This window comes from Mycobacterium sp. NGS64 (assembly GCF_059812245.1).
Map to the genome: position 1 here is coordinate 285,452 of NZ_JCALCI010000005.1, position 13,863 is coordinate 299,314.

Here is a 13,863-nt window from a genome sequence, read left to right on the forward strand (position 1 = left end):
AGACATGGCAGACGGCGCATCACGACGCTCATCGGTTCGGCTGGCAGCGGCGCTGCTGGCCGGCGTGATCGTGGCCTTCGCCGTGCTTACCTACCTTTCGTACACCGCGGCCTTCGCCTCGACCGACACCGTCACCGTCTCGGCGCCACGGGCGGGCCTGGTGATGGACAAGGGCGCCAAGGTCAAGTACCGCGGCATCCAGATCGGCAAGGTCACCAGCATCGACTACTCGGGTGACCAGGCTCGGCTGACGTTGGCCATCAGCAGCGATCAGATGCACTTCGTCCCCTCCAACGCGACGGTGCACATCGCGGGCAACACCATCTTCGGCGCCAAGTCGGTCGAATTCATTCCGCCCCAGGCGCCTTCGCCGACATCCCTGCGCCCGGACGCGCACGTCGAGGCGTCCGCGGTGGCGCTCGAGGTCAATACGCTGTTCCAATCGCTCGTCGACCTGCTCCACAAGGTCGACCCGGTGGAGCTGAACGGCACGCTGAGCGCGCTGTCCGAAGGGCTGCGCAACCACGGCGACGACTTCGGATCGCTGCTGTCGGGGCTGAATACGCTGGCACGCCAGGCGAATCCGAAGCTGCCCGCCCTGCAGGAGGACTTCCGCAGGGCCGGAATCGTGACCAACAACTACGCCGACGCCGCCCCCGACCTGAACACCGTCTTCGACAACCTGCCCACCATCAACCGGACTGTCGTCGACAAGCAGAAGGACCTCAACGACACGCTGCTGGCGGCGATCGGCTTGGCCAACAACGCCTATGAGACGTTGGAACCCGCCGAGCAGAACTTCATCGACGCCATCAACAGGCTGCGCGCCCCGATCAAGGTGGCCCACGACTACTCGCCCGAATTCGGGTGCTTTTTCGCCGGTGTCGAGCGCGGCATCAAGGAATTCGCCCCGCTGATCGGTGTGCGCAAGGCCGGGCTGTTCACGTCGTCCAGCTTCGTCCTGGGTGCGCCGTCGTACACGTATCCGGAATCCCTGCCGATCGTCAACGCCTCCGGCGGTCCGAACTGCCGCGGACTGCCCGACATCCCGACCAAGCAGACCGGTGGGTCGTTCTACCGGGCGCCCTTCCTCGTCACCGACAACGCCAACATCCCGTACGAGCCGTTCACCGAGCTGCAGTTCGACGCGCCCTCCACCCTGCAGTTCCTGTTCCACGGCGCTTTCGCGGAACGGGACGACTTCTGATGGCGGCCGCGGGGATGCCGTCACACCGGTCGATGCTGATCAAGGTCAGCATCTTCGCGGTGGCCATGCTATTGGTGAGCGCGTCGCTGGTGGTGGTCTTCGGCGACTTCCGGTTCGGTCCCGAAAGTACCTACCACGCAACGTTCACCGACGTGTCGAAGCTGAAGGCCGGCCAGAAGGTTCGCATCGCCGGCGTGCCGGTCGGCGCGGTGTCGGGCGTTAAGCTCAACCAGGACAACACCATCGACGTGAAGTTCGGGGTGGACAGTCGCTACACGTTGTATTCGTCGACGCGGGCGGTGATCCGGTACGAAAACCTGGTCGGCGACCGCTATTTGGAGATCACCTCGGGACCGGGGGAGCTGCGTAGGCTGCCGCCGGGGGGCACGATCAACTCCCAACACACCCAGCCCGCACTGGATCTCGACGCGCTGCTGGGCGGGCTGCGGCCGCTGGTCAAGGGCCTGGACGCCGACAAGGTCAACACCATCAGCAGCGCGGTGATCCAGTTGTTGCAGGGCCAGGGCGGAGCCTTGTCCAACGTGCTCGCCGACACGAGCGCGTTCTCGTCGGCGCTGGGCCAGCGCGACCAGCTGATCGGCGATGCGATCACCAACCTCAACACCGTGTTGGGCACCGTCGACCAGAAGAGCGCGCAATTCTCGGCCAGCGTCGACCAGTTGCAGCAATTGATCACCGGGCTGGCCAAGAACAAGGACTCGATCGCGGGGGCCATCCCCCCGCTGGCGTCCACCACCACGGACTTGACTGAGCTGCTGCAGAATTCGCGCCGTCCGCTGCAGGGCATCCTCGAGAACACCCGACCGCTGGCCACCGAGTTGGACAACCGCAAGGCCGAGGTGAACAACGATGTCGAGCAACTCGGCGAGGACTACCTGCGGCTGGCGGCGCTCGGTGCCTACGGGTCCTTCTTCAACATCTATTTCTGCTCGGTGACGATCAAGATCAACGGCCCGGCCGGCGGCGACATCCTGATACCGTTCGGCGGCCCGGTAGATCCCAGCAAGGGGAGGTGCGCTTTTGTCAAGTAACGCAAGGCGCGAACGCGACCCACTGCGCACCGGCATCTTCGGTGTGGTGCTGGTGGTTTGCGTGGTGCTCATCGCGTTCGGATACGCGAACCTGCCGTTCTTTCCGCAGGGCAAGATGTACGAGGCCTACTTCACCGACGCGGGCGGCATCAACCCGGGCAACTCCGTTTACGTGTCCGGCTTCAAAGTGGGCAAGGTGGCCTCGGTCGGCCTGGCCGGCGACAGCGCCAAGGTGACCTTCAGCGTCGACCGGCATGTCGTCGTCGGCGATCAGTCGATGGCTGCGATCCGCACCGACACCATCCTCGGTGAGCGTTCCATTGCGGTGACCCCGGCCGGCAGCGGCAAGGCGACCACGATTCCGCTGAGCCGCACGACGACGCCGTACACGCTGGCCGGCGCGCTCGAGGATCTGGGCAACAACGCCAGCAACCTGAACAAGCCGCAGTTCGAGCAGGCCTTGAACGTGCTCACCGACACGCTGCACGACGCCACGCCCGAACTGCGCGGCGCGCTGGACGGCGTGACATCGCTATCCCGCACGCTGAACCGCCGCGACGAGGCGCTGCAGGGCCTACTGGCGCATGCGAAGTCGGTGACGGGGGTGTTGTCGCAGCGCGCCGACCAGGTCAACAAGCTGGTGGACGACGGCAACGAATTGTTCGCCGCGCTCGACGAGCGGCGCGCCGCGATCGGCGAGTTGATCTCGGGCATCGGCGGTCTCTCACAACAGATTTCCGGCTTTGTCGCCGACAACCGCAAGGAGTTCGGCCCCGCGCTGAGCAAGCTGAACCTGGTGCTGGCCAACCTCAACGAGCGCCGCGACTACATCACCGAGGCGCTCAAGCGGCTGCCCACCTATGCCACCGAGCTGGGTGAGGTCGTCGGCTCCGGTCCCGGGTTCAACGTCAACGTCTACGGTGTGATCCCGGCGCCGTTGGTGGCGACGATGTTCGACTTCTTCTACCAGCCGGGCAAGCTGCCCGCCAGCCTCGCCGACTACCTGCGCGGGCTGATTCAGGAACGCTGGATCATCAGGCCGAAGTCGCCATGACGAATCGGATCGCCGGCAGCAGGGGGCTGCGCTACGGCATCATCATCGCGCTGGTCGCGATGCTGGTGGGTGGCGTGTATGTGCTGTCGTCGCAAGGCAATAACCGGACCGTCATCGGCTACTTCACCTCCGCCGTCGGTCTGTATCCCGGCGACCAGGTCCGCATCCTGGGCGTGCCGGTCGGCTCGATCGACACGATCGAGCCGCGGCCTTCCGACGTGAAGATCGTCATGTCGGTGGAAAAGGACGTCAAGATCCCCAAAGACGCCCGGGCCGTGATCATCTCGCCGAACCTGGTGTCGGCGCGGTTCATTCAGCTGACCCCGGCGTACACCGGCGGGGCGGTGTTGCCCGACGGCGGCAGCATCGACCTGAACCGCACCGGGGTGCCGGTGGAATGGGACGAGGTCAAGGAGTCCCTGACGCAGCTGGCCGTTCAGCTGGGCCCGACGACGGGGTCGATGCAGGGGCCGCTGGGCAAGGCGATCAACCAGGCTGCCGACACGCTCGACGGCAAGGGCGAGTCGTTCCACAATGCGTTGCGCGAGCTTTCGCAAGTCGCGGGGCGGCTGGGCGATTCGCGCAGCGACATCTTCGGCACAGTCAAGAACCTGCAGGTGCTGGTCGATGCGCTGTCGGCGAGCAACGAACAGATCGTGCAGTTCGCCGGCAACGTGGCGTCGGTGTCGCAGGTGCTCGCCGACAGCTCGCGGCACCTGGACAACACCCTGGGCACGCTCAACCAGGCCCTCTCGGACATCCGCGGATTCCTGCACGAGAACAACTCGACGATCATCGATACGGTCAACAACCTCAATGACTTTGCGCAGACGTTGAACGACCAGAGCGACAACATCGAGCAGGTGTTGCACGTGGCCGGCCCGGGCATCGCGAACTTCTACAACATCTACGACCCGGCGCAGGGCACCCTGAACGGTTTGTTGTCGATACCCGAATTCGCCAACCCCGTGCAGTTCATCTGCGGTGGTTCCTTCGAGACCGCCGGCGGACCGCGAGCGCCCGACTACTACCGGCGCGCCGAGATCTGCCGCGAGCGGCTCGGCCCGGTGCTGCGCCGGCTCGCCGTGAACTACCCGCCGGTCATGTTCCACCCGCTCAACACGATCACCGCGTACAAGGGCCAGATCATCTACGACACCCCGGAGACACAGGCCAAGGCGGCCACCCCGATTCCGCAGCTGACCTGGATACCTGCCCAGGGCTCCCACCTCCCCCCGGCCGCCCAGAACCCCGCGGACCTGCAGGCGCTGCTGGTCCCGACGGCGCCGCAGCCGGCCCCGGGCCCCCCGCCGGCCGGACTCAGCTCGGGTCCGGCACCGGGTCCCGGCCCGGGCAACGCCTACGGTCCGCTGCCCGGCCCCCCGCCGGGCCAGGCGCCGAGCGCGCCGCCGGCCGATCAGGGCGGTGGCGGATGAGGCGAATCTGGTTGCGCGGCGGCGTGTTAGCCGCCGGCGGCGCGCTGCTGGCCGGTTGCCAATTCAACGGCCTCAACTCCTTGTCGATGCCCGGCACGGCCGGCCACGGCAGCGGCGCGTATTCGATCACCGTCGAGATGCCGGACGTGGCGACGCTGCCGCAGAACTCACCGGTGATGGTCGACGACGTCACCGTCGGCAGCGTCGCGGGCATTTCCGCCGAGCAGCGCTCCGACGGATCGTTCTATGCCGCGGTGAAACTCGCGCTGAACAAGAATGTGGTGTTGCCGGCCAATTCGACTGCGACGGTGGCCCAGACGTCGTTGCTGGGTTCGATGCACATCGACCTGGCGCGCCCCAAGGACAAGCCGGCGACCGGGCGGCTCAAGGATGGTTCGAGGATCACCGAGGCCAACACGGGCCGCTATCCGTCCACCGAAGAGGTGCTCTCGGCATTGGGCGTCGTCGTCAACAAGGGCAATCTCGGTGCGCTGGAAGACATTACCGACGAGACCTATCAGGCCTTCGCCGGTCGCCAGGACCAGCTCGTCGACCTGATCCCCCGGCTCGCTGAATTGACCGCGGGGCTCAACCGCCAGACCGACGACATCATCGACGCGGTCGATGGGCTGAACCGATTCTCCGCGATCCTGGCGCGCGACAAGGACAACCTGGGCCGGGCGCTGGACACGCTGCCCGAGGCCCTCCGCGTGCTCAACAAGAACCGGGACCACATCGTCGAAGCGTTCGCGGCTTTGAAGAAGCTGGCTACCGTTACCTCCCACATCCTGGCGAAAACCAAGGTGGACTTCGCCGAAGACCTCAAGGGCCTGTACTCGGTGGTCAAGGCCCTCAGCGACAACCGCAAGAACTTCGTCACCTCGCTGCAGATCCTGCTGACGTTCCCGTTCCCCAACTTCGGCATCAAGCAGTCGGTGCGCGGCGACTACCTCAACGTGTTCACCACGTTCGACCTCACCTTGCGCCGGATCGGTGAGACGTTCTTCACCACGTCCTATGCACTGGACCCGAACATGATGCACATGAGCGAGGTGCTCAACCCGCCCGACTTCCTGACCGGCGAGCTGGCCAACCTGTCCGGACAGGCGGCCGACCCGTTCAAGATTCCGCCCGGCACGACTTCGGGCCCTGAGGGGCGGTAGGGCGGCGCGCATGATCGACAAGCTCACCAAAGTCCAGCTCGGCATCTTCGCGGTGATCACCGCCATCACGCTGAGTGTGATGGCCGTCTTCTACCTGCGGCTGCCCGCCACCTTCGGCCTCGGAACGTACGGCGTCAGCGCCGATTTCGTGGCGGGGGGCGGTCTGTACAAGAACGCGAACGTCACCTACCGCGGCGTGGCGGTTGGCCGGGTGGAGTCGGTGGGCCTCAACCCCAATGGCGTCACCGCCGAGATGCGGCTCAACAGGGGCACCCCCATACCGTCGAACGTCACCGCCACCGTGAAGAGCGTCTCCGCCGTCGGTGAGCAGTACATCGACCTGGTACCGCCCGGCAATCCGGCATCGACCAAGCTGCACAACGGATCCCGGATCGACCGGCAGAACACCCGGATCGGTCAGGACGTCGCCGACCTGTTGAAGCGGGCGGAGGCACTGGTCAACAGCCTCGGCGACACCCGGTTGCGCGAACTGCTACACGAGACCTTCATCGCGGCCAACGGGTCGGGTCCCGAGCTGGCCCGGCTGATCGAGTCCGCCCGGCTGTTGGTGGACGAGGCCAACGCCAACTATCCGCAGGTCTCACAGTTGATCGATCAGGCCGGCCCGTTCCTGCAGGCCCAGATCCGCGCCGGCGCCGACGTCAAATCGCTGTCGGATGGGTTGGCGCGCTTCACTTCCGAGGTGCGCCAGGCCGACCCGCAGCTGCGCGAGACGCTGGCCACCGCCCCGGGCGCGACCGACGAGGCCAGCACCGCGTTCTCCGGCATCCGCCCGTCGTTCCCGGCGTTGGCCGCCAGCCTGGCCAACCTGGGCCGCGTCGGCGTCATCTACCACAAGTCGATCGAGCAGCTGCTGGTGGTGCTACCGGCGCTGTTCGCGGCGATCACCACGGCCGCCGGCGGCGCCCCACAGGACGAGGGCGCCAAGCTGGACTTCAAACTCGACCTCAACGACCCGCCCCCGTGCGCCGTCGGCTTCTTGCCGCCGCCGCTGATGCGCACGCCGGCGGACGAGACGCTGCGCGAGCTGCCGAGGGACATGTACTGCAAGACGGCGCAGAACGATCCGAGCACCGTGCGCGGTGCCCGCAACTATCCGTGCCAGGAGTTTCCCGGCAAACGGGCGCCGACGATCCAGCTGTGCCGCGACCCGAAGGGCTATGTTCCGGTCGGCCGCAACCCATGGCGCGGCCCGCCGGTGCCGTACGACACCCCGGTGACGAATGGGCTGAACGTGTTGCCGCCCAACAAGTTCCCGTACATACCGCCGGGTGCGGAACCCGATCCGGGCACACCGATCGTGGGCCCACCGCCGCCGGGCGTGGTGCCCGGGCCCGGCCCGTTGCCGAATCACCAGCCGGCCTTCGATCCGCCGCCCCCCAACGACCGGCCGCCGCCGCCGGGCAACCCGTCGTGGATGCCGCCAGGCGTCCCACCGGTGCCGCCGATACTTCCCTATCCCAAGTGGCTCCCACCGCCGGCGCCTCCGGAAGGCATCAACCCGCCGCCGGCGGGCCCGGGCCCGGAGAAGCCGTGGGGGCCGCCGCAGGGTCCGCCGCCGCAGGCCAGCGGCCCGGCCTACACCACCTATGACCAGCGCACCGGAGCGTTCGTGGACCCGGCCGGCGGGACTGGTACGTTCGCGGCCGGCGCCAGTGGCGCCTCCAGCGCCGAGAATTGGGTGGACCTGATGCTTGATCCGAGGCCGATGTAGTGGCCCCAGAAGTGCCAGAAACGACGACGCGGCGGGTGCGTCGCCGTGCTTCGCGCGCCGCGGGGCCGGCCAAGGGCGAGGCGGCCGATGCCGCTCCGGTCAAGGTCGACGTGGCGGCCCCACCGAAGCCGCCGGCGAAGCCCGTTGCAAACCTGAAGCCGGTCAAACCGCCGCCGCGGCGCCGGCCGAACCGCGCCCTGGTGCTGCGGGCGTCGTTCGCCGCCGCGCTGGTGGCGGTCGGCGCGCTGACCGCCTGCCTGGTCGTGCTGGTCGTCCAGCAGCGGCACGCCGATGCGGCACAGGCGCGCGATCAGCGCTTCGTCGACACCGCCACGCAGACGGTGGTCAACATGTTCAGCTACAAACAAGACAACATCGACGAGAGCGTGAACCGGTTCTACGAGGGCACCAGCGGCCCGCTGCGCGGAATGTTGGGCGCCAACAACAACATCGAGAACCTCAAGGGCCTGTTCCGCTCCACCAATGCGACGTCGGAAGCCGTCGTCAACGGCGCCGCGTTGGAGGGGGTCGATTCGGTCACCGACAACGCGTCGGTGTTGGTGTCGGTGCGGGTCACGGTCGCCGACATCGACGGGACGAACAAGCCGTCCATGCCGTATCGGCTGCGGGTGATCGTGCACGAGGACGAGCGCGGGCGGATGACCGGCTACGACCTGAAGTATCCGGACGGGGGTAACTGATGCGGTGGCTGATCGCCGTCGCGGGCTCCCTGCTGGTGGCCGCCTTCGTCGGCCTGTCCGCGGCGTCCGGTTGGTTTTACTGGGAGCGGGCGCAGACGCGTGGCGAGGCGGCCGCGCGGGCGGTGTTGCCGGGGTTGGCCGCCAAAGAGATACCCGAGGTCTTCGCCTACGACTACCAGACCGTCGAACGCAGTCTCTCGGCCGCCTACCCCTTGCTGACGCCCGCCTATCGCCAGGAGTTCCAGAAGAGCGCCAACGCGCAGATCATTCCGGAGGCGAAGAAGCGTGAGGTCGTCGTCCAGGCCAATGTCGTTGGCGTGGGCGTCATGTCGGCCAAGCGGGATTCGGCGTCGGTGATGGTCTACCTGAACCGCACCGTGACCGACAAGTCACGGCAGCCGCTCTACGACGGCAGCCGGTTGCGGGTCGACTTCACCAAAGTTGGCAAGCAGTGGCTGATCGCCTACATCACACCGATCTAGGTTCGCGCCGAGCGTCACGCCAGCGTGACGCCCGGCGCCCACCGTTGCGCTGGCGTGACTCTCGGCCGTGGGACAACAGGCCAACTCAGAAGCACATCGCAATGTCGTTGCACCGCAACGGATAGCGCTCGATCGGGCTCGGCGGAGGGCCGGTGAGTGCCAACGAAAACGGTTGCTTGCTCATCGCCGACTCCAGGCCGCACTCCGGGCCATGCAGGCTGGTGTGCGTGCCGGTGAGCGTCTCGTCGTCAAACGCATAGGTTTCGGTGGATGCCGCGGTGCCGCCGCCCGGGCACGAAACGCCGTCGGCCACATCGACTTTGAAGGTCCAGCGTTGGCTCACCAGCCGGGCCCTGCCGCTGAAGTTCTGCAGCTTGTCCTGCCGGCTGATCCGTTCGTCGGTCGAGCTCACGATGTTCAGGGCGCAAAAGTTCGCGATGATGTCCGGGTTGGAATAGTCCTTGTAGTAGCGGCTTCCGTTCACCTGATCGCACAGCGCCGTGATCGTCCAGGTCACCCCGGACACCCCCGCCTGGTTGAAGGAGTAACTGCCGTCCGGTGGCGGCGCGACCGCACCGGCCGGTTCGCCCGATTCCAACGCGATTCCGAGCGCGACGGTCGAGCAGATGCCGGCGCCGGCGGCCAGGCCACGACGGAGCTTCATGACGTTCCTCCCTCTACGCTGCATCGAGTATCACAGCGTTTGGGCGGCAGCACCATGGGGGGGTTATGGCAAACCGTGCGCCCCGCTGTGGCCGAACGGCCCGGCAAAGCCCCCGCTTCCGCCGTTTCCGCCGCCGGTGCCATTGCCGCCGTTCCCACCGTTGCCGATGAATACGGCGTCGCCGCCCCTGCCCCCGTTGGCGGGCGCGGCGCCGTTGCCGGCGTCGCCGCCCCTGCCGCCGCCGCCGAAGAGCCCGCCGACGCCGCCGTCGCCACCGGCCCCGCCGGCGCCGGTGCCGGATCCGGCGCCGCCCGTGCCCCCGGCACCGCCGTGGGCGAATATCCCCGTTCCGCCGCCCTTCCCGCCGGCACCGCCGACCCCGGCCGGGCCGCTGCCGGCACCGCCCGCGCCGCCCGCACCACCGCCGCCCAACAGCTTGACGTTGCCGCCGTCGGCCCCGCGGCCGCCGGTCAGGCCGGCCCCGCCATCGCCGCCGTTGCCGCCGTCGCCGATGATCCCGCTGTTGCCGCTATTGCCGCCGTTCCCGCCGGTGCCGAGGAACGCGGAGCCGCCCTGGCCGCCGTGACCGCCGTTGCCGAACACCCCGGCGGTGCCCGCGTCGCCGCCGCTGCCGCCGTGTCCATTGGCTCCAGTGGCGTCGCCGCCGGTCCCCCCGGTCCCACCGTTGCCGTGCAGCCACGCGCCCTTGCCGCCGTGGCCACCGAAACCGCCTATTCCGTTGGCGCCGGTAGCGCTCCCGCCGGCCCCGCCGGCGCCGCCGTTGCCCTGCAACCACCCGCCGTTGCCTGCGTTGCCACCCAAACCGCCGGCGGTATCGCCGGCCCCACCAGCCCCGCCACTTCCGCCGGTGCCTTGCAGCCACCCGCCGCTGCCGCCGGCGCCGCCGTAACCGCCGAACCCGTTGGCGTCGCTTCCGCCGGCTCCGCCCGCGCCGCCGTGGCCGAGCAGGGGGGCGTTGCCGCCCGCCCCGCCGATGCCGCCAGTGCCGCCGACGGCCGTGGCGATCCCGCCGGCCCCGCCTGCACCGCCCGAACCGATCAGCCACCCGCCCCGGCCGCCAACGCCGCCCGTCCCGCCCGTCCCGCCCTGCCCGCCTTGGCCGCCGTTGCCGATGAGGCCGGCGTGCCCGCCCGCGCTGCCGGGCGCGCCGGGATTGGTGCCGTTGCCGCCGGCACCGCCGTTGCCAAACAAGATTCCGCCGGGCCCGCCGGGCTGCCCCACCCCGTTGATCGTTTGCCCGTTGGCGCCGTTGCCGATCAATGGGCGTTTGAACAGCGCTTCGGTGGGTGCGTTGATCACGCCCAGCACGTCCTGCTGGAGGACCTGCAGCGGTGAAACGTTGGCCGCCTCGGCCGCCCCGTACGCTCCCGCAGCGGAAGTGAGCGCGTTGACGAACTGGTCGTGGAACGCCGTCGCCTGGGCGCTGATCGCCTGGAACGCCTGGGCGTGCTCGCCGAACACCACCGCGATGCCCGCGGACACCTCGTCCGCGCCCGCAGCCAAAACCTTGGTGATGGGCGACGCCGCGGCCGCGTTGGCCGCGCTGATCGCGGACCCGATGCCCGCCAAATCTGTCGCCGCCGTTGTCACCCTCTCCGGCACCGCGATCACAAACGACATTCCGTACCTCCGACAGTTCGGCTTTCGCCCGCTTGGTCACCGAGGAAAATCAGAAACGACAGCAGCGTATCGCTGTCATTACAGCAAATTCCACTGAATTAATAAAGATCTTGGCTCGAGGCTGGCTTTACCGAGGTCGCGGGCGCTATGAGTCGCCGCCGGAAGTGCGCACCGTCCTCGCCGATATTCGTTGGACATCCATAACCGGCCGACCATTTTTGCGGGCATGCTGGTGCCGGCTCGAACCCGAACTCGCCGCCTTCGACAACTGTCTTCGCGTAGGCCGAACCAAACAGACGACCGCGGGCGGTGACGGTGGCCAATAATGCGCAACCGGTTATTACCGGTAGGGAATCAATGACTTCCTACTGCCGGACGACCCGTCGCGGCCATGCCGCTTTCCCGCCTGGCGATCCGCAATTTCGAAGTACGTAAATCGCCTGTTCAGCAGACTAATTGAATGGTCCGCGGTCCCAGCGGAGACTTGCGTACGGCGGTATTAGTGCGTCACGCATCGCGCCAGCGCTTCATGTGCAGATTCGCACGACTTCCGGGGCGTGCGAATGGAGAAAAGTCGGCCCTGAGAGTGAACTGCGTCACCGGAAGTGGTTATGGGGCCGCGATCACTCACGACTCGTAATTGATTTCGATTCGAACGCTCCCATCGATAGGCAGGTCCGCATCGTACGACCGGTTCGGTCAACCAATCAAGACATCTTCAGCGATTTAGCGGGCAGCGGGCGGCGCTGCGGCCGCTTTGGCAGGCCTACAAATAGCGGAGCAACAGAGAGTTTTGTCAGCAAATAAGAGTAGTTTTCACTAGCGGCATTCGTTGAAACTGCCACGCGTTTTACTGCGCGGCCAACCAGCCGCGGCAGCGGCCGGATATGGATGAGCCGGGCCGCGTTTAGCCCGGCGCGTCTAGTTGGAGGCGCGGGGATGCGACTCGGCGAGCGCATCGAGGAACGAGCGCGCCCAGCGGTCCACGTCGTGCGCGAGCACCTGGCGTCGCAGCGCGCGCATGCGGCGCCGTCCCTCCTCGGGGGACTGGTTGAGCGCCGCTTCGATCACGTCCTTGACGCCATCGGTGTCATGCGGGTTCACCAGGTAGGCCTGCCGGAGTTCGGCTGCGGCACCGGTGAATTCGGACAGGACCAGCGCGCCGCCGAGATCGCTGCGGCAGGCGACGTACTCCTTGGCCACCAGGTTCATCCCGTCGCGCAGCGGGGTCACCAGCATGACGTCGCTGGCGACGAAGAACGCGATGAGCTCGTCACGGGGGACCGGCCGATGCAGGTAGTGCACCACCGGATGACCCACCTCGGCGTATTCACCGTTGATGTGACCGACCTCGCGCTCGATGTCATTCCGCAGGATCTGGTAGCTCTCCACGCGTTCGCGGCTGGGTGTCGCGAGCTGAACCAGCACGGTGTCGTCGCGCTTCGCGCGGCCCTCGGCGAGCAGCTCCGAGAAGGCCTTCAGCCGAACGTCGATGCCCTTCGTGTAGTCGAGCCGGTCGACGCCGAGCAGGATCTTGCGCGGGTTGCCGAGCTCGGCGCGGATCTCCCGCGCGCGCCGCCGCACGTCGCGGTCGCGGGCCGCATGGTCGAGCGCGGTGGAGTCGATAGAGATCGGAAAGGCGCCCACCCGCACGGTGCGCGACGGCAACTCCACCTCGCCGAATCGCGAGCGCACCCCGACGGCGCCGCGCGAGGTGTTGACCCCGATCAGCTGCCGGGACAGGAACAGGAAATTCTGCGCACCGCCGGGCAGGTGGAAGCCCACCAGGTCGGCCCCGAGCAGACCCTCGACGATCTCGGTGCGCCACGGCAGCTGCATGAACAGCTCCACCGGCGGGAACGGGATGTGCAGGAAGAAACCGATGGTCAGGTCGGGCCGCAGTTCGCGCAGCATCTTGGGAACCAGCTGCAGCTGGTAGTCCTGCACCCACACGGTCGCCCCGCGGGCCGCGGCGCGCGACGTGGCCTCGGCGAAGCGGCGGTTGACGTCGACGTAGCGGTCCCACCATTCGCGGTGGTAGATGGGTTTGACGATGACGTCGTGGTACAGCGGCCACAGCGTGGCGTTGGAAAATCCCTCGTAGTACTCGGCGACGTCGTCGGAGGTCAGCCGCACGGGGTGCAGATGTAGGTCGTCCTGGACGACGGGCTCGTAATCCAGCTCGTCGTCGTCATCGGCGACTCCCGGCCACCCGACCCACGCGCCCCGCCGGCGACGCAGCAGCGGCTCGAGGGCCGTGACCAAGCCGCCGGGGCTGCGTTTCCAGGCGGTGCTCCCGTCGGGGAGGCGCTCGAGGTCGACCGGCAGCCGATTGGCCACCACTACGAAATCGGAATTGCCGAATTGCTGGCCCCCGCTGGGAGTCATTTAGGTGTCGTGTTTTGCCGGTCCGATACCCAGCATGGAAAGGAAGACGCGGCACTCGTCGGCGTCGTTCGCGTACGCGGCGACCACCCGCCTGGCCTGGCTCGCGGTGCTGTCGGCCAGGGGCTCCACATCGCCGAGCTCGCCAGGATCAGATTTCGTAGGCATAAGACAACTGTAGGCGACGTCGATATTCGCCCGCAGGTGTCTCACGCCGGCGACCGGCCCACACCCGCTGTCGTTGCTGGTCAGGCCAGATCCCGTCGCGCTGCCGGAAGTGCGTCGGGCGGCGCCGTGCCCCCTGGGGATCTGTGTCGCGGGCGGTGGCCGTAATGTGCAGAGA

Annotated in this window: 12 protein-coding genes; 8 read left to right on the top strand and 4 right to left on the bottom strand. The window is 67.6% G+C overall.

The genetic code is table 11. The annotated features are described in order from the left end of the window. The first annotated feature begins 4 nt into the window (after positions 1–4). The 8 genes from AC5Y4S_RS22810 to AC5Y4S_RS22845 are packed head-to-tail and all read left to right on the top strand — an operon-like array spanning position 5 to position 8,830. Complete coding sequence (locus tag AC5Y4S_RS22810) at positions 5–1,207, top strand: MCE family protein (protein WP_500034874.1); 1,203 nt, start codon at positions 5–7, stop codon at positions 1,205–1,207. Continuing rightward, positions 1,207–2,259 (top strand): MCE family protein, encoded by a 1,053-nt coding sequence (locus tag AC5Y4S_RS22815; protein WP_500034875.1) that lies wholly within the window; start codon positions 1,207–1,209, stop codon positions 2,257–2,259. The genes AC5Y4S_RS22810 and AC5Y4S_RS22815 overlap by 1 nt, the downstream gene beginning before the upstream one ends. Further along, positions 2,249–3,313, top strand: a complete 1,065-nt coding sequence (locus AC5Y4S_RS22820; RefSeq protein WP_068185226.1) for a virulence factor Mce family protein — start codon at positions 2,249–2,251, stop codon at positions 3,311–3,313. The genes AC5Y4S_RS22815 and AC5Y4S_RS22820 overlap by 11 nt, the downstream gene beginning before the upstream one ends. Next, positions 3,310–4,749, top strand: coding sequence for a virulence factor Mce family protein (locus AC5Y4S_RS22825; protein ID WP_500034876.1), 1,440 nt, complete (start codon positions 3,310–3,312; stop codon positions 4,747–4,749). The genes AC5Y4S_RS22820 and AC5Y4S_RS22825 overlap by 4 nt, the downstream gene beginning before the upstream one ends. Next, positions 4,746–5,912, top strand: coding sequence for a virulence factor Mce family protein (locus AC5Y4S_RS22830; RefSeq protein ID WP_500034877.1), 1,167 nt, complete (start codon positions 4,746–4,748; stop codon positions 5,910–5,912). Before AC5Y4S_RS22825 ends, AC5Y4S_RS22830 begins: the two co-directional genes overlap by 4 nt. 10 nt (positions 5,913–5,922) lie before the next feature. Further along, a complete protein-coding gene (locus AC5Y4S_RS22835) occupies positions 5,923–7,647 on the top strand; it encodes a virulence factor Mce family protein (RefSeq protein WP_500034878.1) in 1,725 nt (574 codons plus the stop codon). Continuing rightward, positions 7,647–8,348: an Rv1363c family protein gene (locus AC5Y4S_RS22840; RefSeq protein ID WP_500034879.1), complete on the top strand. Its 702-nt coding sequence runs from the start codon at positions 7,647–7,649 to the stop codon at positions 8,346–8,348. Before AC5Y4S_RS22835 ends, AC5Y4S_RS22840 begins: the two co-directional genes overlap by 1 nt. Further along, the gene (locus tag AC5Y4S_RS22845) at positions 8,348–8,830 is read left to right on the top strand and encodes a mammalian cell entry protein (RefSeq protein ID WP_068105387.1); all 483 of its coding nucleotides are present in this window, start codon (positions 8,348–8,350) and stop codon (positions 8,828–8,830) included. Before AC5Y4S_RS22840 ends, AC5Y4S_RS22845 begins: the two co-directional genes overlap by 1 nt. An 85-nt stretch (positions 8,831–8,915) precedes the next feature. On the opposite strand, the gene AC5Y4S_RS22850 is transcribed toward AC5Y4S_RS22845, so the two are convergent. The 4 genes from AC5Y4S_RS22850 to AC5Y4S_RS22865 all read right to left on the bottom strand — a co-directional run bounded on the left by AC5Y4S_RS22850 (position 8,916) and on the right by AC5Y4S_RS22865 (position 13,688). Beyond that, positions 8,916–9,494: a hypothetical protein gene (locus AC5Y4S_RS22850; protein ID WP_500034880.1), complete on the bottom strand. Its 579-nt coding sequence runs from the start codon at positions 9,492–9,494 to the stop codon at positions 8,916–8,918. Between the two features lie 63 nt (positions 9,495–9,557). After that, complete coding sequence (locus tag AC5Y4S_RS22855) at positions 9,558–11,135, bottom strand: PE family protein (RefSeq protein ID WP_500034881.1); 1,578 nt, start codon at positions 11,133–11,135, stop codon at positions 9,558–9,560. 921 nt (positions 11,136–12,056) lie between these two features. Next, entirely contained in the window at positions 12,057–13,523 is a 1,467-nt protein-coding gene (locus tag AC5Y4S_RS22860) for an alpha,alpha-trehalose-phosphate synthase (UDP-forming) (protein ID WP_500034882.1), read from the bottom strand. Next, a complete protein-coding gene (locus AC5Y4S_RS22865; RefSeq protein ID WP_142281923.1) occupies positions 13,524–13,688 on the bottom strand; it encodes a hypothetical protein in 165 nt (54 codons plus the stop codon). Between the last annotated feature and the right edge of the window lie 175 nt (positions 13,689–13,863).